23 protein-coding genes are annotated in these 23,086 nt (G+C 73.8%); 15 read left to right on the plus strand and 8 right to left on the minus strand.

The window, feature by feature from the left end:
- The first annotated feature begins 22 nt into the window (after nucleotides 1–22).
- Entirely contained in the window at nucleotides 23–754 is a 732-nt protein-coding gene (locus tag Q7L65_RS21250) for a MerR family transcriptional regulator (RefSeq protein WP_304724285.1), read from the plus strand.
- On the opposite strand, the gene Q7L65_RS21255 is transcribed toward Q7L65_RS21250, so the two are convergent.
- Entirely contained in the window at nucleotides 751–1,686 is a 936-nt protein-coding gene (locus Q7L65_RS21255) for an NAD(P)-dependent oxidoreductase (RefSeq protein ID WP_304724287.1), read from the minus strand. The genes Q7L65_RS21250 and Q7L65_RS21255 overlap by 4 nt on opposite strands.
- A gap of 36 nt (nucleotides 1,687–1,722) precedes the next feature.
- Here Q7L65_RS21255 and Q7L65_RS21260 point away from each other — a divergent pair, with 36 nt between their 5' ends.
- Nucleotides 1,723–2,655 (plus strand): RNA polymerase sigma-70 factor, encoded by a 933-nt coding sequence (locus Q7L65_RS21260; RefSeq protein WP_304724288.1) that lies wholly within the window; start codon nucleotides 1,723–1,725, stop codon nucleotides 2,653–2,655.
- Here the strand turns inward: Q7L65_RS21260 and Q7L65_RS21265 are convergent.
- Together Q7L65_RS21265 and Q7L65_RS21270 are read right to left on the minus strand one after the other, a co-directional pair.
- Complete coding sequence (locus Q7L65_RS21265) at nucleotides 2,648–4,195, minus strand: sulfatase (protein WP_304724289.1); 1,548 nt, start codon at nucleotides 4,193–4,195, stop codon at nucleotides 2,648–2,650. The two genes, Q7L65_RS21260 and Q7L65_RS21265, sit on opposite strands and share 8 nt — an antisense overlap.
- 148 nt (nucleotides 4,196–4,343) lie before the next feature.
- On the minus strand, nucleotides 4,344–5,279 hold the full coding sequence (locus Q7L65_RS21270) for a ring-cleaving dioxygenase (protein WP_304724291.1): 936 nt from the start codon (nucleotides 5,277–5,279) through the stop codon (nucleotides 4,344–4,346).
- Between the two features lie 103 nt (nucleotides 5,280–5,382).
- Between Q7L65_RS21270 and Q7L65_RS21275 the strand changes: the two genes are divergently transcribed.
- The 3 genes from Q7L65_RS21275 to dmpG are packed head-to-tail and all read left to right on the plus strand — an operon-like array spanning nucleotide 5,383 to nucleotide 8,321.
- Nucleotides 5,383–6,291 (plus strand): NAD(P)H-binding protein, encoded by a 909-nt coding sequence (locus Q7L65_RS21275; RefSeq protein WP_304724293.1) that lies wholly within the window; start codon nucleotides 5,383–5,385, stop codon nucleotides 6,289–6,291.
- A gap of 51 nt (nucleotides 6,292–6,342) precedes the next feature.
- Nucleotides 6,343–7,317: an acetaldehyde dehydrogenase (acetylating) gene (locus tag Q7L65_RS21280; protein WP_304724295.1), complete on the plus strand. Its 975-nt coding sequence runs from the start codon at nucleotides 6,343–6,345 to the stop codon at nucleotides 7,315–7,317.
- Nucleotides 7,314–8,321, plus strand: coding sequence for a 4-hydroxy-2-oxovalerate aldolase (dmpG, locus tag Q7L65_RS21285; RefSeq protein WP_304724296.1), 1,008 nt, complete (start codon nucleotides 7,314–7,316; stop codon nucleotides 8,319–8,321). The genes Q7L65_RS21280 and dmpG overlap by 4 nt, the downstream gene beginning before the upstream one ends.
- 6 nt (nucleotides 8,322–8,327) lie before the next feature.
- Here dmpG and Q7L65_RS21290 read toward each other — a convergent pair whose 3' ends face one another.
- On the minus strand, nucleotides 8,328–8,792 hold the full coding sequence (locus Q7L65_RS21290; RefSeq protein ID WP_304724298.1) for a Fur family transcriptional regulator: 465 nt from the start codon (nucleotides 8,790–8,792) through the stop codon (nucleotides 8,328–8,330).
- A 62-nt stretch (nucleotides 8,793–8,854) separates the two neighbouring features.
- On the opposite strand from Q7L65_RS21290, the gene Q7L65_RS21295 reads away from it, so the two are divergent.
- The 5 genes from Q7L65_RS21295 (at nucleotide 8,855) to Q7L65_RS21315 (ending at nucleotide 13,877) form a co-directional block, all read left to right on the plus strand.
- The gene (locus Q7L65_RS21295; RefSeq protein ID WP_304724300.1) at nucleotides 8,855–9,709 is read left to right on the plus strand and encodes a metal ABC transporter permease; all 855 of its coding nucleotides are present in this window, start codon (nucleotides 8,855–8,857) and stop codon (nucleotides 9,707–9,709) included.
- Between the two features lie 49 nt (nucleotides 9,710–9,758).
- Nucleotides 9,759–10,559 carry a metal ABC transporter ATP-binding protein gene (locus Q7L65_RS21300; RefSeq protein WP_304724302.1) on the plus strand — a complete coding sequence of 267 codons (801 nt, stop codon included), beginning with the start codon at nucleotides 9,759–9,761 and terminating at the stop codon, nucleotides 10,557–10,559.
- A 39-nt stretch (nucleotides 10,560–10,598) separates the two neighbouring features.
- On the plus strand, nucleotides 10,599–11,432 hold the full coding sequence (locus tag Q7L65_RS21305; RefSeq protein WP_304724303.1) for a metal ABC transporter permease: 834 nt from the start codon (nucleotides 10,599–10,601) through the stop codon (nucleotides 11,430–11,432).
- A gap of 88 nt (nucleotides 11,433–11,520) precedes the next feature.
- The gene (locus Q7L65_RS21310; RefSeq protein ID WP_304724305.1) at nucleotides 11,521–12,780 is read left to right on the plus strand and encodes an EAL domain-containing protein; all 1,260 of its coding nucleotides are present in this window, start codon (nucleotides 11,521–11,523) and stop codon (nucleotides 12,778–12,780) included.
- Nucleotides 12,780–13,877 carry a diguanylate cyclase gene (locus Q7L65_RS21315; RefSeq protein ID WP_304724306.1) on the plus strand — a complete coding sequence of 366 codons (1,098 nt, stop codon included), beginning with the start codon at nucleotides 12,780–12,782 and terminating at the stop codon, nucleotides 13,875–13,877. The genes Q7L65_RS21310 and Q7L65_RS21315 overlap by 1 nt, the downstream gene beginning before the upstream one ends.
- A gap of 187 nt (nucleotides 13,878–14,064) precedes the next feature.
- Here Q7L65_RS21315 and Q7L65_RS21320 read toward each other — a convergent pair whose 3' ends face one another.
- Nucleotides 14,065–14,661, minus strand: a complete 597-nt coding sequence (locus tag Q7L65_RS21320; RefSeq protein ID WP_304724308.1) for a PadR family transcriptional regulator — start codon at nucleotides 14,659–14,661, stop codon at nucleotides 14,065–14,067.
- A gap of 134 nt (nucleotides 14,662–14,795) precedes the next feature.
- On the opposite strand from Q7L65_RS21320, the gene Q7L65_RS21325 reads away from it, so the two are divergent.
- Together Q7L65_RS21325 and Q7L65_RS21330 are read left to right on the plus strand one after the other, a co-directional pair.
- On the plus strand, nucleotides 14,796–15,380 hold the full coding sequence (locus Q7L65_RS21325) for a hypothetical protein (RefSeq protein ID WP_304724310.1): 585 nt from the start codon (nucleotides 14,796–14,798) through the stop codon (nucleotides 15,378–15,380).
- Between the two features lie 196 nt (nucleotides 15,381–15,576).
- Complete coding sequence (locus tag Q7L65_RS21330) at nucleotides 15,577–16,992, plus strand: DEAD/DEAH box helicase (protein ID WP_304724312.1); 1,416 nt, start codon at nucleotides 15,577–15,579, stop codon at nucleotides 16,990–16,992.
- Nucleotides 16,993–17,044: 52 nt separating this feature from the next.
- Here the strand turns inward: Q7L65_RS21330 and gluQRS are convergent, their stop codons facing one another.
- Together gluQRS and Q7L65_RS21340 are read right to left on the minus strand one after the other, a co-directional pair.
- Entirely contained in the window at nucleotides 17,045–18,049 is a 1,005-nt protein-coding gene (gluQRS, locus tag Q7L65_RS21335) for a tRNA glutamyl-Q(34) synthetase GluQRS (protein WP_304724313.1), read from the minus strand.
- Nucleotides 18,046–18,834: a crotonase/enoyl-CoA hydratase family protein gene (locus tag Q7L65_RS21340; RefSeq protein WP_304724315.1), complete on the minus strand. Its 789-nt coding sequence runs from the start codon at nucleotides 18,832–18,834 to the stop codon at nucleotides 18,046–18,048. The genes gluQRS and Q7L65_RS21340 overlap by 4 nt, the downstream gene beginning before the upstream one ends.
- A 74-nt stretch (nucleotides 18,835–18,908) precedes the next feature.
- Between Q7L65_RS21340 and Q7L65_RS21345 the strand changes: the two genes are divergently transcribed.
- From Q7L65_RS21345 to Q7L65_RS21355, 3 genes are read left to right on the plus strand one after another with little or no spacing between them, the layout of a single operon-like run.
- Complete coding sequence (locus Q7L65_RS21345) at nucleotides 18,909–20,162, plus strand: NAD(P)/FAD-dependent oxidoreductase (protein WP_304724317.1); 1,254 nt, start codon at nucleotides 18,909–18,911, stop codon at nucleotides 20,160–20,162.
- Nucleotides 20,159–20,926 carry a DUF1365 domain-containing protein gene (locus Q7L65_RS21350; protein WP_304724318.1) on the plus strand — a complete coding sequence of 256 codons (768 nt, stop codon included), beginning with the start codon at nucleotides 20,159–20,161 and terminating at the stop codon, nucleotides 20,924–20,926. Before Q7L65_RS21345 ends, Q7L65_RS21350 begins: the two co-directional genes overlap by 4 nt.
- Nucleotides 20,923–22,266 carry a cyclopropane-fatty-acyl-phospholipid synthase family protein gene (locus Q7L65_RS21355; protein ID WP_304724320.1) on the plus strand — a complete coding sequence of 448 codons (1,344 nt, stop codon included), beginning with the start codon at nucleotides 20,923–20,925 and terminating at the stop codon, nucleotides 22,264–22,266. Before Q7L65_RS21350 ends, Q7L65_RS21355 begins: the two co-directional genes overlap by 4 nt.
- A gap of 25 nt (nucleotides 22,267–22,291) precedes the next feature.
- Here Q7L65_RS21355 and Q7L65_RS21360 read toward each other — a convergent pair whose 3' ends face one another.
- Nucleotides 22,292–23,086 (minus strand): SDR family oxidoreductase, encoded by a 795-nt coding sequence (locus Q7L65_RS21360; RefSeq protein ID WP_304724322.1) that lies wholly within the window; start codon nucleotides 23,084–23,086, stop codon nucleotides 22,292–22,294.

Consider the following 23,086-nt stretch of genomic DNA (forward strand, 5'->3'; position numbering starts at 1 on the left):
GGGGCGGCCGTAGGATGTGCGGATGAGCGATCAGCCCGACCGCGAGCTGACGATCGACGAGCTCGCGCGTGAGACGGGGATGACGGTGCGCAACATCCGCGCGCACCAGTCGCGCGGCCTGCTGCCGCCGCCGCAGGTGCGCGCCCGCACCGGCTACTACGGCCCGGAGCATGCCGCCCGCCTGCGGCTGATCCAGGAGATGCAGTCGGAGGGCTACAACCTGAAGGCGATCGAGCGGCTGGTGGAGGCGTCCAACGGCGCCGGCCAGCAGGTGCTCGACTTCGGTCGGATGGCGCTGAGCGCGTTCACCGAGGAGGAGCCGGAGCTGATCACGCTCGCCGACCTGCAGCAGCGCATCGGCGGGCCGGACCAGAAGGCGCTGCGCAAGGCCGAGCGGCTCGGCGTGATCCGCGCGATCGGCGACGGCACCTACGAGGTCCCGAGCCCGACGCTGCTGCGCGCCGGCTCCGAGCTGGTCGCGATGGGCGTCCCCGCGACGCACGCGCTCGCCGTCGCGGAGCAGATCCAGCGCCACTCGCGCGCGATCTCCGACGCCTTCGCGAGACTGTTCATCGAGGACGTCGCCGGCGGCCAGATCGACCCTCAGACGCGCACCGCCGAGGACTGGGCCGAGCTGGCCGAGGCGCTCACCCGCCTGCGCCCGCTCGCGACCGAAGCCGTCGCCGCCGGCTTCCAGTTGGAGATGGCGAAGGTCGTCGAGCGCGAGCTGGCGAGGGTCCTGCGGCGGACCTAGCGCGCGAGCGCCGCGAAGCCCTCGCGCCAGCTCGGCCACTGCGGCTCCCATTCGAGCAGCGCCTTCGCCTTCGCGTTCGACGAGCCGCGGATCTCGCACATCAGCGCGACGACGTGCGCGCCGAGCATCCGCCCGACCCAGCGCGGGACGTGCCGCGGCGGTTCGGCGCCGATCGCGGCGGCCAGCACCGGCAGCCACTCGCGCACCGGCGCCGGCTCGTCGTCGCAGACGTTGTAGACCTCGCCGGGCGTCCAGCGCTCCAGCGCCGCCAGCGTCGCGCGCGCGGCGTCCTCGATCTGCAGCAGCGACCAGACGCCGGCGCCGTCGCCGACGAGCGGGAAGCCGCGCCGCGCGATCAGGTCCCACTGGTCGCCGCCGGGCGCGAGACCGGTTCCGGGCCCGTACAGCCCGCCGTAGCGCAGCGCGACGCCGCCCGCCGCGGTGACGGTCCGCTCGACGTGCCGAATCGCGGCGAGCGTGCGGCGCAACTGCTTCGGCGGGTTCGGGTCGAGCGGGTCGCGCTCGCTCTTCAGCTGTGCCGACGGGCCGCTGCGCGCGTTCGGCCAGCCCGTGAAGCTCTGCGCGACGACGCGCTCGACGCCGTTGCGCCGTGCGGCCTCCAGCAGATGGTCGGTGCCCTCGGTGCGGAGGCGGTCGGTGAGCGCGAACGAGCGCGCGAAGCGGCGCATGTCGACGGTCGCCAGCGCCGTCATCTGGTGCACGATCGCGTCAGGCCGCACGCGTGCGACCGCGTCGAGCACGGCCGCGCGGTCGAGGCCGTCGAGCACGATCGGCTCGGCGCCGAGCGCGCGCAGCGCGTCCGTTTTCGCCGGGCTGCGCGTGCTGCCGATGACGGTGTGGCCGGATCTGGTGAGGAGGGGGATCAACGGCCGGCCGATCGCGCCGGTCGCTCCCGCGAGCAAGATCTTCATGCCCCTCCGACGAGACGACCTGCCAGCCTGTGACAGATGGACGGGATCGATCGTCCCCAACCGTCGGCGCAGCTGCGCTCGCTCGCCTTCGCGGTCGCCTACCGCATGCTCGGCAGCGTCGCCGAGGCCGAGGACGTCGTGCAGGAGGCGCTGCTGCGGCTGCACGGCGCCAGCGGCGTCGAGAATCCTGAGGCGTTCCTGACGACCGTCACGACACGGCTGGCGATCGACGTGCTGCGCTCCGCGCGCATGCGGCGCGAGACCTACGTCGGCGCGTGGCTGCCCGAGCCGTTGGTCGGCGGCGAGCCCGATCCGGCTGTCCGCGTCGAGGCTGACGAGACGATCTCGCTCGCGTTCCTGACGCTGTTGGAGCGGCTCGGCCCGGAGGAGCGGGCGGTGCTGGTGCTGCGCGAGGCGTTCGACTGGGAGTTCGCCGAGATCGCCGCCGCGCTGGGCAAGAGCGAGCCGGCCTGCCGGCAGCTGCTGAGCCGCGCTCGGCGTCGGATCGACGCCGAGCGTCCGCGCTTCGAGGCCGAGCCCGAGCAGCGCGAGGCGCTCGCCGCGCGCTTCCTCGCCGCCGCCCGCGGCGGCGACGTCGAAGGCCTGCTGGCGCTGCTGGCGCCCGATGCGGTGCTGACGGGCGACGGCGGCGGCAAGGCGCGCGCGCTGCCGGCGCCGCTGGTCGGCGCGGCGAGCGTCGCGCGCGCGCTCGCGGCCTTCGCCCGCATGGGCGCCGAGTGGGGGATCGTGCTGGAGCCCGTGACCGTCAACGGACAGCCCGGCGTGCGCGCCCGCACGGGTGACGGCGCGGTCGTCAGCATCCTCGGGATCGACGTCGAGGGAGGCCGCGTCGTGCGCCTGCACTCGATCGTCAACCCCGACAAGCTCGCGCACCTCGGGGCCGTGTCGGAGATCGCGCTGCGCCCGAGCGCGCGGCGCGACCGCGACCGCGACGCGCCGCCTACTTGAACTTCGGCAGCGCCACGCCGCCGGCGTCCTTCACGACCATGCCCTTGTACATCTTGCGCACCTGGGCGGGGTTGCGGACGGCGAGGTTGCGGGTCTCGCCTCTGTCGCTGCGGAGGTTGTAGAGCTCGGGTCTGACGTTCTGGTTGTCGCCGATGTAGGCGAACTCTCTGTTGCGTGCGAAGACGATCGAGCTGTAGGCGCCGGTGACGTAGTCGCGTCTCTTCGCCGGCTGCTTGCCCTCGGTCAGCGGCATCAGGTTCGCGCCGTCCATCCACTCCGGCTTCTCGAGGCCGGTCGTCGACAGCAGCGTCGAGGCGACGTCCTCGGTCTGCGAGTAGTAGTCGGTCGTTCTGCGCGCGCCCTTGCCCTCGGGGTGGCGGATCATCATCGGCACGTGGATCAGCTCCGGGTGCAGCTCCCACGCGAACTTCGCCACGTAGCCGCGCTCGCCGAGCAGGAAGCCGTGGTCGGACAGGAACATCACGACCGTGTCTCTCTCCAGGCCCAGCTCGTGGAAGCGCTGCATGAAGTTGCCGAACCAGCGGTCCGCCATCGTCAGCTCGGCGTAGTAGAGCGCTCTCATCGCCTTCACGTCGGCGGGCGCGAGGCCGTTCGTTCTCGTCGTGCCGTTGAGGACCGTGCCGGGCTGCCAGGCGCGCTCGGGGTTGCCACCGTGCAGCGCGATGTATCTGGCCGGCGGATCCCACGGCTCGTGCGGGTCGAAGCAGTCGATCGCGATCGCGAACGGCTTGTCGGACTTCTTGCCCTCTTCGAGCAGGCTCATGCCGGCGGTGAAGACGCGCGCGGGCAGGTAGTCGTCCTCGCCTCTGCGGCTCGCCATGTTCGCCAGGTACTGGCGCATCTTCTGGCCGGAGCTGGAGGAGAGGATCTTCGGCGGGACCCAGCGCGCCAGCTCGGCGTCGCTGATGATGTCCTCGTTCGCGGTGACGGTGCCGGTCTGGCCCGTGATCGGGATGTATCTGTCCCAGTCGGCCAGGAACGGTCTCTGCGAGCCGACCTGGACCCACGGCGTGTCGACCGCGTAGCCGGTCCAGTAGCCCATCCGTCTGAGCGTCGAGACCATGTTCTCGTCCGGCACCGGCTGCCAGCCCGGCGTGCTGGGCATGTCGCTCGGCGCTCTCCAGTTGCGGAACGGGAACAGCCGCGAGCCGCCGAAGATCGTCGCGCGCGCCGGGCCGGTCGGGAACGCCTCCGGGTAGCACTCGGTGAAGCGCAGCGACTCGCGCGCGAAGGCGTCGAGGTTCGGCGTGTGCGCGTTGCGTCGGCCGTAGGAGCCGAGCGCGTCGGCGCGGATCGAGTCGATGATGACGAGCAGCAGATTGGGCACGTCGCCCTTTCTGACCTTTCTGCTGACCTTCGCCGGCGTGCGCGGAACGGTCGCGACCGTCGCGGCGACCGGACGTGCGGCGCTCGCGGTGTTGTCACCGTCGTTGCCGCAGCCGGCGAGGCCGAGGGCTCCGACGCCAGCGGCGCCGACACCGGCCAGGCGCAGCAGTTCTCGTCGATCGATCTGGTCCATGAAGCCTCCGCGGCTCGAAATCCGTCGTGGGGGTTCTCCATGAACCCGTCGTCACCGCCAACGATGCGGCGCGCCACCCATGTTAGGCACCCCGGCCCACGGACTCGCCGACGGCGAGCCGCGCCGCCGGCCGGAGAGCGGCCGCGCGTCAGCCCGCCGGCGCCGCCGGGCGCGGGTTCGGCAGCGGCGTCAGCTTCGCCTCGATCTCGGCGCGCTGGGACTCGAAGCGCGGCGGCAGCACCAGCGTCTGCCCGAGCTGCTCGATCGGCTCGTCGCTCGTGAAGCCGGGGCCGAGCGTCGCCAGTTCGAACAGCACGCCGCTGGGCTCGCGGAAGTAGACGCTTCTGAACCAGAAGCGGTCGACGAGGCCGGTCGTGTGCGTGCCGGCCTGCGTCACGCGCGCGTTCCAGGCCTCGATCTCGTCGTCGTAGGAGGCCCACGCGATGTGGTGGACGGTGCCCGCGCCGCCGCGCCCGCGCTCCTGCGGCGCCGGGTCGTAGGCGTAGAAGCCGCCGCGTCTGTCGCCGCGCGCCTCCCACTGCGTCGCCGAGTCGGCGTCGCCGGGCGTGAAGCCGAGCACCTCGCCCAGCAGCGCCTTGCTGCGCTCGGGCGCGGTCGTGAAGGCGCGCGCGCCGGCGAAGCCGCGGATCGCGTGCTCGGCCGGGACGTCGGGCGAGACGGCCGTCAACGGCGCGTCGCCGCTCTCGTCGACGATCAGTTCGTAGCCGAGGCCCTCGGGATCGGCGAAGCGCAGCGAGCGGCCGTCGCGCTCGCTCTCGAGCCGCTCGTCGGCGAGCCGCAGGCGCCAGAAGTCGAGCGATGCCTCCGAGCCGACGCGCAGCACGATCGTGTGGATCATGCCGGCGCCGGCGCGGCCCTTGCGGGCGCCGGGGTACTCGAAGAAGGTGAGGTCCGCGCCGGGGCTGCCGGCCTCGTCGGCGTAGAAGAGGTGGTAGACGGACGGCTCGTCCTGGTTGACCGTCTTCTTCACCATCCGCAACCCGAGCACCCGCACGTAGAAGTCGACGTTGCGCGCGGCGTCGCTGGTGATGGAGCTGATGTGGTGGATGCCTTCGAGCTGCATCTGACGCCTCCTGGCGGGTGCGCGGATGTGGATTGTTGACTGCGCAACTACTTTACCAGGATCGTGCGTGACCCGCACGTCCTGCCGGGTACGTACCCATCCCATGCCCACCGTCCTGCTGACCGGCGCGACCGGCTATGTCGGCGGCCGTCTCGCGCCGCGCCTGGCGGGCGCCGCCGACGCGTCCGACGGCGCCGAGCTGCGGCTGATGATGCGCCGGCCCGACCCCGCGAAGGCGCCCGCCGGAGCGCGCGTGCGCGTCGTGCAGGGCGACGCGGTCAGCGGCGAAGGGGTCGCGGCGGCGCTCGACGGCGTCGACGTCGCGTACTACCTGATCCACTCGATGGGCCGCGGCGGCGGCGCCGACTTCGAGGCGCGCGACCGGCGCGCGGCGGCGGGCTTCGGGCGCGCCGCGGCCGCGGCGGGCGTGCGGCGCGTGATCTACCTCGGCGGGCTCTCCTCCGAGGACGCCTCCTCCGCGCACCTGCGCAGCCGCGACGAGGTCGCCGAACTGCTCGGCGAGCACGTGCCGGAGTTCGTGCACGTGCGCGCCGCGATGGTGATCGGCGCCGGCAGCGCCTCGTTCCAGATGCTGCGCGCGCTCGTGCGGCGGCTGCCGGCGATGATCTGCCCGCGCTGGATCGACACGCGCACGCAACCGATCGCGATCGACGACGTCGTCGCGGCGCTCGCGCAGGTGGGGGCGCGCCACGACGTGACCGGTGACGTGCAGCTCGGCGGTCCCGCGCCGCTCACCTACCGCGCCATGATGGATCGCACCGCCGACGCGATGGGCCGCCGGCATCCGCTGGTCGTGCGCGTGCCGGTGCTGACGCCGCGGCTGTCGTCCTACTGGGTCCAGCTCGTGACGCCGGTCGAGGCGGCGCTCGTGCGGCCGCTCGTCGACGGCTTGCGCGAGGAGATGCTCGTGCACGAGCCGCCGCCGCCCGGGATCAACGCGGCGCCGCGCGACTTCGACGCGGCCGTGCGGTCGGCGCTCGACGGGCGCTGAGCGTCGCAGTAGGCTCGCGTGCGTTCGACGCGAACGACGGGGGAGCTCGAGATGCAGATCAAGGCCGCGGTCCTGGGACCCGGCAACATCGGCACCGACCTGCTGGTGAAGCTGCAGCGCAGCGCCGCGATCGAGACGGCGCTGATGGTCGGGATCTACGACGACTCGCCCGGGCTGGAGCGGGCGCGTGCGCTTGGCGTGCAGACGAGCGCCCGCGGGCTCGACGCGGTGCTGGAGCGCGACGACGTGCGGCTCGTGTTCGACGCGACCGGCGCCCGCGCGCACCGCGAGAGCGCGCCGCTGCTGGCCGCCGCCGGCAAGGTCTGCGTCGACCTCACGCCGGCCGCGCTGGGACCGTACGTCGTCCCGTGCGTCAACCTCGACGACCACCTCGACGCACCGGATCTCAACATGGTCACATGCGGCGGGCAGGCGACGATCCCGATGGTGCACGCGATCGACCGCGTCGCCGACGTCGCCTACGCCGAGATCGTCGCGACGATCTCCTCCGCCAGCGCCGGCCCCGGCACGCGCCAGAACATCGACGAGTTCACCGAGACGACCGCGCGCGGCCTGGAGCTGGTCGGCGGCGCCGACGAGGGCAAGGCGATCATCATCCTCAACCCCGCCGAGCCGCCGATCCTGATGCGCGACACCGTCTTCGCGCAGGTGCGCTCGCCCGACGCCGCGGCGATCGAGGCATCCGTGCGCGAGATGCTGGAGCGGCTGCGGGCGTACGTGCCGGGCGCGCGGCTGCGGTTGTGCGACGTCGACGGCTCGCTCGTGACAGTGCTGCTGGAGATCGAGGGCGCGGGCGACTTCCTCGCGCCGTACGCCGGCAACCTCGACGTGATGACGGCCGCGGCGGCGCGGGTGGGGGAGCGGGTCGCCGAGCGGATGCTGGCGACCTCGACCGGAGCATCCCGACCGCGCGTCGGACCCGCCGCGGCAGCCGCCGGGGATGCGGCTGCAGCCCCGCTCGCGACGATCGACCCTGCGCAGCGGCCGAGCGGGGATGCGGCATGATCACCCTCGTCGACTCCTCCCTGCGCGACGGCATGCACTCCGTCCGCCACAGCTTCTCGCCCGACCAGGTCGCGGCCGTCGCGGCCGGCCTGGACCGCGCCGGAGTCGACGCGATCGAGGTCTCGCACGGCGACGGCGTCGGCGGCTCGTCGCTGCAGTACGGCCGCGCCGCGTTCTCCGACGAGGCGCTGATCGAGGCGGCGGCGGGCGCCGTCTCCGACGCGCGGATCGCCGCACTGCTGCTGCCGGGGATCGGGACGCTCAGACAGCTGACCGCGGCGCAGGCGCTGGGCGCGACGATCGCGCGCGTGGCGACCCACTGCACCGAGGCCGACATCGCCGAGCAGCACATCGCGTGGGCGGCCGAGCACGGCATGCGCGCGGTCGGCTTCCTGATGATGAGCCACATGATCGGGCCGGCGGAACTGGCGGTGCAGGCGCGGCTGATGGAGTCCTACGGCGCGAGCGTCGTCTACATCGTCGACTCCGCCGGAGCGCTCGTCCCGCGCACCGCCGCCGCGCGCGTCGCGGCATTGCGCGAGGCGCTCGGCGCCGCGACCGCGGTCGGCTTCCACGCGCACAACAACCTCGGCTGCGGCGTCGGCAACGCGCTCGCCGCCGCCGACGCCGGCGCGACGTGGCTCGACGGCTCGCTGCGCGGCCTCGGCGCGGGCGCCGGCAACGCGCAGCTGGAGGTGTTGGCCGCGGCGCTGGAGCGCTCGGGCTTCGAGACCGGCGCTGAGCTGTTCGCGCTGATGGACGTCGCCGAGGACGTCGTCGCGCCGCTGATGCAGCGCCCCCAGATCGTCGACCGCACGGCGCTGTCGATCGGCTACGCGGGCGTCTACTCGTCGTTCCTGCTGCACGCCGAGCGGGCCGCGGCGAAGTTCGGCGTCGAGCCGCGCGAGGTGCTGATGGAGCTGGGCCGCCGCCGCATCGTCGGCGGCCAGGAGGACATGATCATCGACGCCGCGGCCGAGCTGGCGGCGGCGAAGGCGCGCTGAGCGGCGCTACGTCTCGCGGCAGTCGCTGCAGGCGCCGTGCAGCACGACGTCGTGCTCGTCGACCGCGAAGCTGAGGCGCTGGGAGACCTGCTCGATCGCCTGCTCCAACGACGGGTCCTCGAACGGCTCGACGGTGCCGCAGTTGTCGCAGACGAGGTGGTGGTGATGGTCGCCGTCGGGCTGGTGGCGCTCGTAGCGCGCGATCCCCTGGCCGACGTCGATCCGCTGCACGAGCTTCATCTCGGTCAGCAGCTCGAGGATCCGGTAGACGCTCGCGCGCCCGACGGCGCGGCCGGTCTCGCGCAGGCGGTCGTCGATCTCCTGCGCGGTCAGCGCGCAGTCCTGGTCGGCCAGCAGCTCGACGACGGCGTTGCGCGCGCCGCCCTTGCGATGACCCGCGGCCGACAGCGTGGCGAGCGTGTGCTCCTGCCAGTCGTGGCTGCTCTGGGCGTGTGAATGGATCGACTCCATCTCCACAATCGTAGAGGACGCCCACGCATTGGGACTCGTTCTCATCTAGACTCGACGGCCCCGTGCTCGAGGCCTTCGACTACCCGTTCGTGCAGCGCGCCCTCGTCGAGGTGCTGGTGCTGTCGATCGCCGCCGGCACGCTCGGCGCGTGGATCGTCCTGCGCGGCCTCGCGTTCTACTCGCACGGCGTCGCCGCGGCCGCCTTCCCCGGCCTCGTGCTGGCCGACGGGCTCGGCTTCAGCGCGACGCTCGGCGCGTTCGGCGTCGCGCTGCTGTTCGCGCTGACGGTCGGGCAGTTGGCCGCTCGTGCGCGCGGCGGCCACGACTCGCTGACCGCGCTCGTGCTCGTCGCCGCGCTCGCGATCGGCGTCGTGCTCGCCTCCGACGTGTTCGAGTCCGGCGCGAACGTCGAGACGCTGCTGTTCGGCTCGCTGCTGGCGATCGGCCCCGACGACATCCGCCTCGCCGCGCTCGTCGCCGGGCTCGCGCTGCTGGCGACCGCGCTGCTCGGCGAGCGCTGGCTGGCGGTCGGCTTCGATCCGACGGCCGCTCGCTCGCTCGGCGTCCGCTCGCCGCTCGCGGACCTCGCGCTGCTGATCTTGATCGCGCTCGCGGCGGTCGCGACGCTGTCGGCCGTCGGCGCGCTGCTGGCGACCGCGCTGCTCGTCGTGCCGGCCGCGACGACGCGGCTGCTGCTGCGGCGGATGCTGCCGTGGCAGGTCGCGACGGTCGCGCTCGCCGCCGTCGAGGGGACCGCCGGCCTGTGGCTCGCGTTCGAGACCAACGCCCCGCCCGGCGCGACGATCGCCGTGATCGCCGGCGGCGTCTTCGCGCTCGTGGCGCTCGGCCGTGCGCTCGCGACGTGGCTGGCGCAGGGCAGAGCGCGTCGCCTCGCGACCGCGGGAGCAGCCGCATGAGCGCGCCGCGCACGAGCCCGCGCCGGTCGCGGCCGGCAGGAGCCCCCGCATGACCGCGCCCGGCATCGCCGACACCGGCACGGTCGCGCCGACCGCCGCCGCGATTCCCCTCATCACCGCCGACGCCCTCGCGGTCGGCTACAGCGCCGCCCCGGTCCTCAGCGAGGTCACGTTCTCGCTGCGCGCCGGCGAGCGGATCGGCGTGCTGGGGCCCAACGGCGGCGGCAAGACGACGCTCTTCCGCGCGCTGCTGGGCGAGCTGAGCCCGCTCGCCGGCAGCCTCGACACCGCGGCCCGCTGCGGCACGGTGCCGCAGACGGAGCGCTCGCGGCTCGACTTCCCCGTCAGCGCGCTCGACGTCGCGCTGATGGGCGCGATCGCCGGACGGCCGTGGTGGAAGCGCCCCGGCCGCGCCGAGCGCGCCGCCGCCCACGCGGCGCTCGAGCGCGTCGGCCTCGACGCGCTCGCAGAGCGTGCCTTCGGCGAGCTGTCGGGCGGACAGCGTCAGCGCGTGCTGGTCGCGCGCGCACTCGTCCAGGACGCCCGCATCGTGCTGCTCGACGAGCCCTTCACCGGCCTCGACAACGTCAGCGTCCAGCGGCTGGAAGGGCTGCTGGACGAGCTGGCGGGGGAGGGGCGCGGCGTGCTGATCGCGACCCACGACGTCGACCAGGCGCGCGCGTGGGACCAGGTCCTCTGCATCAACCGCCGTCAGGTCGCGTTCGGGCCCCCGCGCGAGACGCTGACGCTGGAAGTGCTCGCGGCGACCTACGGCGGCTCGATCGTGACGCTGCCGCAGGACGGCGGCGAGCGGCTCGCGATCCTGCCGCCGCACCACCACGACCACTAGCGGCCGCCGCCGCGTCTCGACCGCCAGCCCGCCCGCCCGATGCACGCCACGATCCTCACCACCCTGACCGACCCGTTCGCCGGCGGGATCATGCAGCGGGCGTTGCTGGAGATCGTGATCCTCGCGCTCGTCGGCGGCGCGCTCGGCTGCTGGATCGTGCTGCAGGAGCTGTCCTACGGCGCCGAGTCGCTCGCGCACGGGATGTTCCCCGGCCTCGTCGTCGCCGCGCTCGCCGGCGTCCCGCTGCTGCTCGGCGGCGCGGCCGGGATCCTCGTCGCGGCGCTCGCGATCGCGCTCGCCGGGCGGATCCCCGCGATCGGCCGCGACAACGCCGTCGCGGTCGTCGTCACGACGCTGTTCGGGCTCGGCGCGCTGCTGGCGCTCAGTCCCGACGTGCCGCCGGGGATCCAGGAGCTGCTGTTCGGCGACGTGCTCGGGACCAGCGGCAGCGACCTGATCGCCGGCGCGGCACTCGCCGCGGTCGTGCTCGCGGCGCTGTGGCTGATGCACTGGCGGCTGCTCGCGGTCGGCTTCGACCGCACCAGCGCGCGCTCCGTCGGCGCCTCGCCGCTGGTCGCCGACGCGCTGCTGCTGGTGCTGCTCGCGATCGCGGTGCTGGTCGCCGTGCAGGGCCTCGGCAACCTGCTCGTCGTCGCGGTCCTGGTCGCGCCCGCGGCGGCCGCGCGGCTGATCTGCCGCCGGCTGCTGCCGATGATGGCGGCGGCGGTCGCGATCGCCGTCGTGGCGGGACTCGCCGGCCTCTACCTGTCGTACTACGCCAACGTCGCGGCGGGGGCGTCGGTGGCGGGCCTGATGGTCGCGGCGTACCTGCTCGCGCGGCTCGGTGCGCTCGTCACGACCGTCCGTGCCTGACGCCGGTCGGCTGCAGGCACGGAGAATCGCCTTGAGCGGCTGCCGCCGAAGCTAATGTCGCGGCCCCGCTCGGCCGATAGCGCACGCAATGAGCGCATCAGAGATCGAGCCGGCCGCGTCAGGCCTGGGGGCTCTCGTCAGTGCCGTGTACCAGCCGGTGATGGAGCTGGAGCACGGCGGCATCGTCGGCTACGAGGCGCTCGCGCGCGGTCCGCAGGGCGGCCAGCTGGAGCGCCCCGACAGACTGCTGTCGGCCGCGCGCCGCGCGGGTCTGCTGGCGCAGGTCGACTGGGAGATGCGGCTGGCGGCGGTCGCCGGCGCGCTCGACGCCCGCCTCGACCGCTGCACGACGCTGTTCGTGAACATGGAGCCGGAGGCGGTCGGCCCGAGCGCCAACGGCGACGGCCGCGCACCCGACCTGTGGAGCCGCGCGGAGCAGTCGCTGTCGGTCGCCGTCGAACTGCCGGCCGGCGCGCTGCGCGCACGTCCGCGCGAGCTGGTGCGCGCCGCGGACGCCTGCCGCGACCGCGGCTGGGCGGTCGTGCTCGACGACGTCGGCGCCGACCGTCACTCGCTCGCCGTGCTGCCGCTGGTGGCGCCGGACGCGATCAAGCTCGACCTGCGCGCGACGCGCGGCTCGGGTGCGGCGGCCCCGACGCTGTCGGACATCGCGACCGCTGTCTGGTCCGAGCAGGAGCGCACGGGCGCGGCGATCATCGCGGAGGGGATCGAGACCGAGCAGCAGTTGGAGCAGGCGCGCGGGATCGGCGCGACGCTCGGCCAGGGCTGGCTGTGGGGCAGACCCGGCCCGCTGCCGAGCGAGGCGATGCTGCCGATAGAGGGCGGCCCGCTGTGGCAGGAGCTGCGGCCGCCCGCATCGCGCGACACCCCGTTCGAGCTGCTCGCCGCGACGCGCCCGCTGCGCGAGGCGCCGGCCGCGCGGATGGCGACGATGAGCGGGCACATCGAGCGCGCGACCCACGACGTAGGCGCGGGCGCGATCGTGCTGACGAGCTTGGACGACGCGGCCGGCTTCGACGGCGCCGCGCGCGACCGCTACCGCGACCTGGCGAGCCGCACGACGCTCGTCGCCGTCTTCGGCAGCGGCATATCCGCAACCCCCGCGATCGGGGTCTTCGGCACCGACGTCGCGACGGACGATCCGCTGCACCGCGAGTGGGCCGTGATCGCGCTCGCGCCTCACTACGCCGCGGCGCTCGTCGCACGCGCGAGCGAGCAGCAGCCCGACGACGTGCTCCCGCGCGAGCGTCGCTACGACTACGTGCTGACCCACGACCGCGACCTCGTCGTCGCGGCCGCGCGATCGCTGGCGGCACGCCTGGGCTGATGCGCACACTGCGCGACATCGCACGGCGGCTGGCGGAGGACCCCCGCGACGAGGGCGTCCTGATGAACGTCACGGCGGGCTTCATGTGGCTCGCCGCGGGCGTCGGCGGCGCGATCGCGCTGGCGCTGCCGGGCACGCCGCACGAGCACCTCCCGCTGCTGGTGGCGATGACGCTGCTGTCGTTCGCGTGGGGCGTCCTACTGCTGTCGCTGCGCTTTCCGCGGCCGGGGACCTGCCTCGAGCTGCGCGCGGTGACGAGCGCGCTGCTGATCGTCGCGGTCGGCGTCGGGCTGTGGGCGACGGGCGGGGCGCGCAGCTATCTGCAGCCGGTCCTGCTGTTCACCGGGCTGCATGTCGCCTACTTCTACCCGCCGCGGCTCGCCTGGCCGCTGCTGAGCCTGTTCGTCGTGGTCTACGCGACGCCGCTGCTGTACGACGCGCACGCGATCGACGACGGCTACCCGGCGCGCGTGCTGCTGTTCACCGTCGCGCTCGCCGCGACCTACGCGATCATGCGGCTGCTGAAGCGGCGCCTGCTCGCCGCCGAGCAGCGCCAGCGTGCGATGGCCGAGCGCGACGCGCTGACGGGCCTCGCGAACCGGCGCGCGTTCGACAGCGCGCTGGCGCAGGCGGTGCAGCAGCGCGACCAGCACGGCCGCTCGGCGGCGCTGCTGCTGATCGACTTCGACGACTTCAAGGCGATCAACGACACGCACGGCCACCCGGTCGGCGACGAGGTGCTGAAGGCGGTCGCGCGAGCCTGCGAGCCGGAGGTTCGCGGCGTCGACTGCCTCGCGCGGATCGGCGGCGACGAGTTCGCCGTCGTCGCGCCGGGCGCCGGCGCGGTCGGCGCCGAGCGGCTCGCCGGCGCGCTGCACGCGGCGGTCGCCGCGACCGCGACGATGCCGGCGAGGGTCGGTCCGGTCGCGGTCACGATCGCGTGGGCGACCGTGCCGGAGGACGCGACCGGCGCCGAGGCGCTCTTCCGCGTCGCCGACCGCCGCCTGCTCGAATGCAAGCGTGCGTGCACGCTCCAGAAGCCGCTGCGAGCGCGCGGCGGCAGATCGCGCGCGCGGCCGCTGCCGCATCCGGGCTGAGCGAGGCCGGCCGCGCGGCCGGCGGCGGCGCCGCGCCGCGCCGCGTGGCCTCGCGCCACGCGATTCGGCTGCGCCGTGCGATTCGGCCGTGCGATCCGGCCGCGCGATTCAGCCGCGCGCTGCGCGCCGTGCGATTCGGCTGCGCCGCGCGATTCGCCCGCGCCGCCCGATCCGCCCGCGCCGCCGCTCAGCCGGGCGCCCGCACGGCGGGCTGTTGCTGCTGCGTCAGCAGCATCGCCGCGCGCACGCGCCGCAGCCACTCGACCGTCGCGTGCAGGTGGGCGACCTCCGCGTCGCGCACCATCACCGCGGCCGCCGCCGGCCACGACGGCGCCTCGGCGACGATCTCCTCGACGCCCTCAGCCCCCGCGTGCGCCTCGAGCCGCTGCAGGCACGACTGCTCCCGTGCGCCGATCAGCTCGATCAGGCGCGGCAGGTCGGCGGGCGTGGAGAGCGCGAGCTTCAGGTGCAGCACCTCGCGCAGCGGCGCCAGCGACGAGTCGGCGTCCATCCACTCGGCGAAGCGCTCGCGTCCGCGCTCGGTCGGCTCGTAGACGACGCGCGGCGCGCCGCGCACGGTGCGCCGGCGCGTCGGCGTCTCGCCGTGCTCGCTCGCGAGCGGCCGTACGAGCCCCTCCTGCTCGAGCTTGTCGAGCGCGACATAGATCGCGCCGGCGTTCAACTGCCACGCGGGCCCGACCTGCTCCTCGAAGCGCTGCACGAGGTCGTAGCCGTAGCCACGCCGCTGCACGAGCAGCCCGAGGACCGCGTATTTCACAGACATCCCGTGTCTCGCAACGTCCTGCCACCCCAGTCACTTTCGCCCCGTTCGGAACGCGAGCGTATCTCAAGCCCGCTGCACCCGCCAGCGGGCTCGGACGCCGGGGAGGCGGCTGGGTCGCTCGCTACAGTGCCCCGATGCCACGACTCACGTTCATCCGCCTCGCCCCCGTCCTGCTCGCGCTCTCCGTCGGCGTTGCCGCGTGCGGCGGCTCGGACGACGCGGAGCAGGTCGACGCGACCGTGTCGCAGCCCCGCACGACGGCCACGCAGCAGCCGCCGAGAGCGACCACGACGACGCCGACGCCGACCACGCCCGCGACGGCGACGACGCCGCCCCCGGCGACGACGCCGCCGCCGACGGTGACCACGCCCCCGACGACCCCGACGACACCGCCCGACAACGGCGGCGCGACCCCGCCGTCGGCCGACGATCCGGCCACGACGACGACCACGCCGCAGCAGTCCGGCGGCGCCGCCACGCCCGCGTCCTGCGGCAACGTCGCGGGCGGCTTCATCACCGGTGTGCAGGCGAGCGGAGCCGACTGCGGCGAGGCGACGGGCGTCGCGAGCGCCTGGCTCGACGCGATCGGCGAGTCCGGACCCGACGCCGACGTCGCCGCCGCCGGCTTCGCCTGCAGCGGTGCGCTGAACGGCACGAAGGCAAGCGTCACCTGCATAGCCGACGGCGGCAGACGCGTCACCTTCCAGGCCGCTCCGTAGCCGCAACGACGCGTGCGGCGCGGCGTGTCCGCTGCGCACGCTGCTACCGTCAGTCCCACGGGTGGCGCCTTGCCGCCCGTGAGGTTCTGGTCTTCGAGGTGCGCCGACAGCGCGATTCGGGTCAAGGAATCTCCCGAATCGTTCGTGCGCAGGGGATGGGTACCGCCCACCTGCCGCGAGAAGGAGCACCCAAGCAATGCCAATGTCCTTTGCCGATCTCGGCAGCTCGAGCGCGGTCGTCAACGCCCTGCTGAAGCGCGGCTTCGAGAACGCCTTCCCGATCCAGGAGCTCGTCGTCCCCGACGTGCTCGGCGGTCACGACGTCCTGATCCAGTCGCCGACCGGCAGCGGCAAGACGCTCGCGTTCGGCGTCCCGCTGATGGATCGCATCGAGGCGACCGACAAGCGGCCGTCGGCGCTGATCCTCGCCCCGACGCGCGAGCTGGCGCTGCAGATCGTCGAGGAGACGCGTGAGCTGGCCCACGCCCGCGCGCTCTCGATCACCGCCGTCTACGGCGGCGTCGGCCTCGAGAGACAGGCCCGCAACGCCGCCAGATCGCACATCCTCGTCGCGACGCCCGGCCGCCTGGAGGACCTGCTCCAGCGCCGCGCCTTCACGCTCGCCAACGTCAAGCTGCTGATCCTCGACGAGGCCGACCGGATGCTCGACATGGGCTTCCGCCCGGCCGTCGACCGGATCGTGCGCGCGACCAACCCGCGCCGTCAGACGATGCTCTTCTCGGCGACGCTGAAGGGCGAGGTCGACAAGATCGCGACCGAGTACACGACGGACGCCAGACGCCATGAGCTGGCGCCGGCGCCGGAGAGAGTGGCCGACATCGACCACCGCTTCCTGCCGGTCGTGCACGAGGCCAAGCTCGACCACCTCGTCCACGAGCTGCGTCACCACGAGCGCGGGCTGACGCTCGTGTTCGTCAGAACGAAGCGCGGCGCGGACCGCCTCGTGAAGCGCCTCAGAGCGCAGAACGTCGAGTCCGTCGCGATGCACGGCGACAAGACGCAGGGCCAGCGCGAGCGCGCGCTGGCGCGCTTCGAGCGCGGCGAGGTCGACGTGCTCGTCGCGACTGACGTCGCGGCGCGCGGCATCGACGTCAACGGCGTCAGCCACGTGATCAACTTCGACGCGCCCGAGGACCGTGAGGGCTACGTCCACCGCATCGGCCGCACCGGCCGTGCCGGCGCGACCGGCATCGGCGTCACGTTCGTGATGGCCGACCAGGCGAGAGACATCGGCAAGATCGCCGTCGAGCTGGGCCTCCAGCGCGAGTTCGCCGAGACCGGCTTCAACGTCGACGTCGCCCCGCAGCGCCAGGGCCGTCAGGGCGGCGGTGGCGGTCAGGGCGGCGGACGCAACCGCACGCGGCGTCGCCGCGGCGGCAGCGGCGGCACGGGCGGCACGCCCGGCGGCGTCGACCAGCGCGGCGGCGGCTCCTCGCGCGGCGGCAGCTCGTCGTCCGGCGGCTACGGCGGCGGCTCCTCGCGCAGCGGTTCCTCGCGCGGCGGCTCCGGCTCCTCGCGCGGCGGCTCCGGCTCGTCCAGAAGAGGCCTCTACGGCGGCGGCTCCTACGGCGGCGGCTCGCGCGGCCGCTAGGTCGTGTTGGAATGCGCTGCGCGCCGCTTGTCGGCACGCGGCGCACGCTCCGTCAGCCGCCGAACGTCGCTGCCTCACGCGGCAGGCGGCGCGGTGAGAAGCGGGCTTCGAGCAGGGCGGGGGTGACCTGCTCGCCTGGCTCGGCCAGGCCGAGGCTCGCGGCCATCCAGCCGAGCGCGTCGGCCGGCTCCCAGCCGCGCGCCTCGGAGAGGTCCGCGAGCGTGACGGCGCCGTGGCGCTTGGCGAGCCGTCTGCCGTCGAGGCCGAGCACGAGCGGCACGTGCGCGTACGACGGCGCTTCGAGGTCGAGCAGCCGCGCGATCAGCAGCTGACGCGGGGTCGTGTCGAGCAGGTCGTCGCCGCGCACGACCTCGCCGACGCGCTGGTCGCCGTCGTCGACGACGACCGCGAGGTTGTACGCCGGCGTGTCGTCGTTGCGCCACAGCACGAGGTCGTCGACGGCGGCCTCGACGCGGCCGTGCAGCCGGTCCTCGAACGCGATCGTGAGGTCGGCAGCGTCCGCGCTCGCGCGTTCGTCCAGCCGGTCCTCGAAGGTGATCCTGACGTCGCCTGTGTGCCCGTCGCCGAGCGCGGTCGCTGCTGCGCGCGCATCCAGCCGCAGCGCTGGCGAGCGTCCCGACGCCTCGCGCTCGGCCCGCTGCGCCGTGGTCAGGTGTCGGCAGGTTCCCGGATAGGCGCCCTCGCGCAGCGGACCGTGCGCGGCTGACGCGGCCTCTCGGATCTCCGCGCGCGTGCACCAGCAGGAGTACACGAGCCCCGCCTCCCGCAACCGCGCCAGCGCGGCGCGGTGCAGCTCCCGTCGCTCGGACTGACGCACGATCGGCCCGTCCCAGTCGAGCCCGATCGCCGCCAGGTCGGCGAGCTGGCCGGCCTCGTGCTCGCGCCGCGAGCGGCCGGGGTCGAGATCCTCGACGCGCACGAGGAAGCGCGCCCCCGCCGAGCGCGCGAACAGCCACGCCAGCAGCGCCGTGCGCAGGTTCCCGACGTGCAGCGCCCCGCTCGGGCTGGGCGCGAACCGCCCGTCGCGACCGCTCATCTCGCGACTGGATCGGTGGGGCCGTCGACCGCCGCACCCCCGCGTCCGGCTCCGCTCGCGAACCGCGCGGCCCCGCCGGCCGCCTCGTGTTCGAGCGCGACGCGGCCGTGGCGCAGCTCGTTCGCGAACGCGGCGTCGAGCGGCAGGTCGTGCTGCTCGTAGGCCGAGAGACGGTCGTGGCGCATGCACAGCTGCGGGAATCTGGCCAGCTCGTGGGCGAGCGCCTCGGCCGCGGTGCGCGCCTCGCCGGGCGGCACGACGAGCGTCGCGAGGCCGATCGCGAGCGCCTCCTTCGCGCTCACGGGGCGCCCGGTGAGGATCAGGTCCAGCGCCCGCCCGAGGCCGACGATGCGCGGCAGCCGCACGGTGCCGCCGTCGATCAGCGGCACGCCCCAGCGGCGGCAGAAGACGCCCAGCACCGCGTCCTCCTCGACGACGCGCAGGTCGCACCACAACGCCAGCTCCAGCCCGCCCGCGACCGCGTGGCCGGCGATCGCGGCGACGACCGGCTTGGACAGCAGCATCCGGCTGGGCCCCATCGGCCCGTCGCCGTCCGGCGCGACGCGATTGCCCTCACCGGCCGCGACCGCCTTCAGGTTCGCGCCGGAGCAGAAGGTGCCGCCGGCGCCCCACAGCACCGCGACGGACGCGTCGCCGTCGGCCTCGAACGCGCGAAACGCGTCGGCGAGCGCCTCCGCGGTCGCGCGGTCGACCGCGTTGCGGACGGCGGGCTCGTCGAGGATCACCGTCGTGACGGGTCCGTCTCTCTCGACCGTGACGGGCATGGGGCTGAGGCTATCGGGAGCGCCGCGGGCGGCGCCGAGTCAACCGCGCGACGCTCCCGCGCGTAGGAACCATCGTGAAGATCGCGATCATCGGCTCCGGCGTCTCGGGACTCGTCGCCGCCCACGTGCTGCACGGTCTTCACGACGTGACGCTGCTGGAGGCCAACGACTACGCCGGCGGCCACACGCACACGCAGCGGGTCGAGACCGAGCGCGGCGCGTATGACGTCGACACCGGCTTCATCGTCCACAACGACCGCAACTACCCGCACTTCACCCGGCTGATCGATCAGCTCGGCGTCGCGACGCAGCCGTCGCCGATGAGCTTCGGCGTCTCCGACACGATCGGCGACTTCGAGTACAACGGCGCCTCGCCGAACGGCCTCTACGCGAAGCGCAGCCACCTCGTCTCGCCGTCGTTCCAGCGGATGGTCGCCGACCTGATCCGCTTCAACCGCGAGGCGCGCGAGCTGCTCGAGACCAGCGCGTCGGCGTGGGATCCGTCGTTGCGCGAGTACCTGCGGGCGCGCCGCTACTCCGACGCGTTCGTGCAGAAGCTGATCGTGCCGCAGGCGGCGGCGGTCTGGTCGGCCGATCCGGGACAGCTGTGGAGCTTTCCGGCGCGCTTCCTCGTCGAGTTCTTCGACAACCACGGCATGCTCGGCTTCCGCGACCGCCCGCAGTGGCGCACCGTCACCGGCGGCTCCGCGCGTTACGTCGAGGCGATCGTCGCGCGACTCGGCTCCGAGCGGGTGCGGTTGGCGACGCCGGTGCAGCGGATCGAGCGTCGCCCCGACCACGTCGCGGTGACGCCGCGCGGCGGCGACGCCGAGCGCTACGACCACGTCGTGGTCGCGGTCCACAGCGACCAGGCGCTGCGGATGCTGGCCGACCCGAGCGAGCGCGAGCGCGAGCTGCTCGGCGCGTTCCCCTACCAGCGCAACGAGGTCGTGCTGCACACCGACCGCGGAATGCTGCCGCGGCGGCGGCGCGCGTGGGCGAGCTGGAACTACCACCTCGGCGAGCGCGCGAGCGACCGCCCGACCGTGACCTACCACATGAATCGCCTGCAGTCGTTCGCTGCCGACCGCGAGTTCTGCGTCACGCTCAACCGCTCCGACGAGATCCGCCGCGAGCACGTGATCGCCCGCTTCGAGTACGACCATCCCGTCTACACGAGCGCCGGCCAGGCGGCGCAGCAGCGCTGGCACGAGCTGGAGGGCGACGGGCGCACGTCGTACTGCGGCGCCTACTGGGGCTGGGGCTTCCACGAGGACGGCGTCGTCAGCGCGCTGCGCGCGTGCGAGCGGCTGGGGGGACGGTTGTGACGAACTCCGCGATCTACGAGGGCGTCGTGACGCACCGTCGCCGCGCGCCCGTCGAGCACGCGTTCAAGGCGCGGCTGTACCTGATGTATCTCGACCTCGATGAGCTGCCGCGGCTGTTCGACGGCCATCCGCTGTGGTCGGCGCGGCGGCGCGCGCCGGCCTGGTGGCGGCGCGCGGACTACCTCGGCGATCCGTCGGTCCCGCTCGACGAGGCCGTGCGCGACCTCGTCGAGCAGCGCCTCGGCAGCCGTCCGGCCGGCCCGGTGCGGATGCTCGCGCAGGTGCGCACGTGGGGCGTCGGCTTCAACCCGGTCGCCTTCTACTGGTGCTTCGACGCGCGCGGCGAGCGGGTCGAGGCGGTCGTTGCCGAAGTCACCAACACGCCGTGGGGCGAGCGCCATGCTTACGTCGCGGGGGCAGGTGGGAACGATGCAAACGTGCTCGTGAGCCGACACACGAAAGCACTGCACGTGTCGCCCCTGATGGAGATGGAGATGGAATACGTCTGGCGGATCTCGACGCCTGGAGCGCGGATCGCGATCTCGATCGCCAACGAGCGCGACGGCGCGGTCGTCTTCGACGCCGGCCTCGCGCTCCACCGCCGCGAGATCGCTCGCCGCAGCCTCACGACGATCCTGCTGCGCCACCCGCTCGTGACCGCCCAGGTGCTGGTGCGGATCTACGTGGAAGCGCTGCGGCTGAAGCTGAAGGGGGTGGGGTGGCACGCGAAACCGGCGGCAACCCATTCGGAGGCTCTCCGATGACCACCGCCGAACGCGCCGCCCGCACCGTCGCCCACGCGCTGTTGCGGCGCGTGCGCGGCGGCGTGATCGAGCTGGTCGAGCCGGACGGGACGGTGCTCGTGTTCGGCACGCAGGCGTCGCCGCCCGCAGCGCCGTTGCGGGCGCGGCTGCTGGTCCGCTCGCCGGCGTTCTACACGCAGCTCGTCGGCAGCCACGGCGTCGGCCTCGGCCGCGCCTACATGGACGGCCTGTGGGAGTGCGACGAGCTGGTGACGCTGGTGCGGATCGCCGCGCGGGCGATGGTCGCCGGCGACCGCGTGCGCGAGCGGCTGCTGCCCGTCGTCGGTCCGTTGCAGCGGACCGCGTGGAAGCTGCGCGCGAACACGCGCGAGCGCTCGCGCGAGCGGATCGCCGCGCACTACGACCTCGGCAACGAGCTGTTCTCGCGCTTCCTCGACGAGACGATGATGTACTCGTGCGGGATCTTCGAGCGCCCGGACGCGACGCTGCGCGAGGCGTCGGTCGCGAAGCTGGAGCGGATCTGCCGCACGCTCGACCTCTCCCCGCGCGACCACGTGCTGGAGATCGGCACCGGCTGGGGCGGCTTCGCGATCCACGCTGCCGGCCGCTACGGCTGCCGCGTCACGACGACGACGATCTCGCGCGCGCAGCACGACCACGCGGTCGCGGCCGTCCGCGACGCCGGCTTGGCGGATCGCGTCACCGTGCTGCTGCAGGACTACCGCGACCTGCGCGGCAGCTACGACAAGCTCGTCTCGATCGAGATGATCGAGGCGGTCGGCTGGGAGCACCTCGACACGTACTTCCGGGTCTGCAGCGAGCGCCTGAAGGACGACGGCGCGATGCTGCTGCAGGCGATCGTCACGTCGGACCTGACGTACCGCGTCGAACGCGCCTCGATCGGCTTCATCAACGCGTTCGTCTTCCCGGGCGGGTCGCTGCCGTCGATGGCGGCGATCGAGCGCTCCGTCGGCCGCACCGACCTGCGCAACGTGCGACTGGAGGACATCACCGCCCACTACGTCCCGACGCTGGCGGCATGGCGCGCCAACTTCCTCGCGGCCTGGGACGAGCTGCGCCTGTGCGGCTACGACGAGCGCTTCCGGCGCGTCTGGGAGCTGTACCTCGCCTACTGCGAGGCGGGCTTCGCCGAACGTCGCATCCAGGACGTGCAGGTGGTGCTCGCCAAACCCGCGTTCCAGCGCGAACCGCTTCCGTCGCTGCCGGCGACCGCCCCGCGCCTCGCGCTGACCGACGCGCCGCCCGCCGCCGCGCCGGCGCGCGCCACACCGCTCGCCCACGACGCGGACGATTCGCTCAGCGGCGCGGCGTCCGGCTGACCGACGGCGCCGCGACGACCACGGCTCAGCGGCGCGGCGTTCGGCTGAAGCCGCGGCCGGCGATCGTGTCGAGCAGCTGCGCAGGACCGCGCGAGGCGAGCTTCGCGAGCGCGGTCTTGCCGCCGGGGCCGAGCACGCGCTTGTCGCGCTCGATCGCCTCGACCGCGCGGCGCGCCCATTCGGCGGCGGGGATCGTCTCCCAGCCCGAGGTGTCGAGGTGCCGCGCGTACAGCTCGGTCGTCGCGTCGAGCATGTCGGACTCGACGCCGGGCGTGACGAGCTGCAGCGTCCGCACGCCGGTGCCGCGCAGCTCGCGCTGCAGCGACTCGGTGAAGGCGACGATTCCGGCCTTGGAGGCGGCGTAGGTGGAGGCGGAGGGGAAGTAGGCGTAGCCGCTGATCGAGGCGTTGTTGACGATCATGCCGCGGCCCCGCGCGAGCATCCCCGGCAGCACCCGCTGCGTCAGCTGGATCGCGGCGAGCAGGTTGACCTGCACCATCGCCTCGATCTCATCCATCCGCTGCTCCTCCAGCAGCCCGCCGGTCATCTGCCCGGCGTTGTTGACGAGCACGTCGATCTGGTCCAAGTCATCGCCCAGCTCCGCGACGCAGCCGTCGAGCGCCGCGCGGCTGGAGAGGTCGAGCCGCACCGGCACGACCTCGCGCGCACGTGCGCCGGCCCCATCGAGCGGCTGCCATCTGTCCAGCGCCCGCACCCCGGCGAGCAGCCGCACCGGCCGCCGCGCCAGCTCCTCCGCAATCGCCCGCCCGATCCCCCGATTCGCACCGGTGACCAGGCAGGTGGCGCCGTCAAGCCGCAT

The organism is Conexibacter sp. CPCC 206217 (assembly GCF_030646165.1).
GTDB lineage: Bacteria > Actinomycetota > Thermoleophilia > Solirubrobacterales > Solirubrobacteraceae > Conexibacter.

Coding starts and splice junctions, on each gene's coding strand:
- Q7L65_RS21250 (WP_304724285.1), top strand. CDS start 23: ATGAGCGATCAGCCCGACCGCGAGCTGACGATCGACGAGCTCGCGCGT.
- Q7L65_RS21255 (WP_304724287.1), bottom strand. CDS start 1,686: ATGAAGATCTTGCTCGCGGGAGCGACCGGCGCGATCGGCCGGCCGTTG.
- Q7L65_RS21260 (WP_304724288.1), top strand. CDS start 1,723: ATGGACGGGATCGATCGTCCCCAACCGTCGGCGCAGCTGCGCTCGCTC.
- Q7L65_RS21265 (WP_304724289.1), bottom strand. CDS start 4,195: ATGGACCAGATCGATCGACGAGAACTGCTGCGCCTGGCCGGTGTCGGC.
- Q7L65_RS21270 (WP_304724291.1), bottom strand. CDS start 5,279: ATGCAGCTCGAAGGCATCCACCACATCAGCTCCATCACCAGCGACGCC.
- Q7L65_RS21275 (WP_304724293.1), top strand. CDS start 5,383: ATGCCCACCGTCCTGCTGACCGGCGCGACCGGCTATGTCGGCGGCCGT.
- Q7L65_RS21280 (WP_304724295.1), top strand. CDS start 6,343: ATGCAGATCAAGGCCGCGGTCCTGGGACCCGGCAACATCGGCACCGAC.
- dmpG (WP_304724296.1), top strand. CDS start 7,314: ATGATCACCCTCGTCGACTCCTCCCTGCGCGACGGCATGCACTCCGTC.
- Q7L65_RS21290 (WP_304724298.1), bottom strand. CDS start 8,792: ATGGAGTCGATCCATTCACACGCCCAGAGCAGCCACGACTGGCAGGAG.
- Q7L65_RS21300 (WP_304724302.1), top strand. CDS start 9,759: ATGACCGCGCCCGGCATCGCCGACACCGGCACGGTCGCGCCGACCGCC.
- Q7L65_RS21305 (WP_304724303.1), top strand. CDS start 10,599: ATGCACGCCACGATCCTCACCACCCTGACCGACCCGTTCGCCGGCGGG.
- Q7L65_RS21310 (WP_304724305.1), top strand. CDS start 11,521: ATGAGCGCATCAGAGATCGAGCCGGCCGCGTCAGGCCTGGGGGCTCTC.
- Q7L65_RS21315 (WP_304724306.1), top strand. CDS start 12,780: ATGCGCACACTGCGCGACATCGCACGGCGGCTGGCGGAGGACCCCCGC.
- Q7L65_RS21320 (WP_304724308.1), bottom strand. CDS start 14,661: ATGTCTGTGAAATACGCGGTCCTCGGGCTGCTCGTGCAGCGGCGTGGC.
- Q7L65_RS21325 (WP_304724310.1), top strand. CDS start 14,796: ATGCCACGACTCACGTTCATCCGCCTCGCCCCCGTCCTGCTCGCGCTC.
- Q7L65_RS21330 (WP_304724312.1), top strand. CDS start 15,577: ATGCCAATGTCCTTTGCCGATCTCGGCAGCTCGAGCGCGGTCGTCAAC.
- gluQRS (WP_304724313.1), bottom strand. CDS start 18,049: ATGAGCGGTCGCGACGGGCGGTTCGCGCCCAGCCCGAGCGGGGCGCTG.
- Q7L65_RS21340 (WP_304724315.1), bottom strand. CDS start 18,834: ATGCCCGTCACGGTCGAGAGAGACGGACCCGTCACGACGGTGATCCTC.
- Q7L65_RS21355 (WP_304724320.1), top strand. CDS start 20,923: ATGACCACCGCCGAACGCGCCGCCCGCACCGTCGCCCACGCGCTGTTG.
- Q7L65_RS21360 (WP_304724322.1), bottom strand. CDS start 23,086: ATGCGGCTTGACGGCGCCACCTGCCTGGTCACCGGTGCGAATCGGGGG.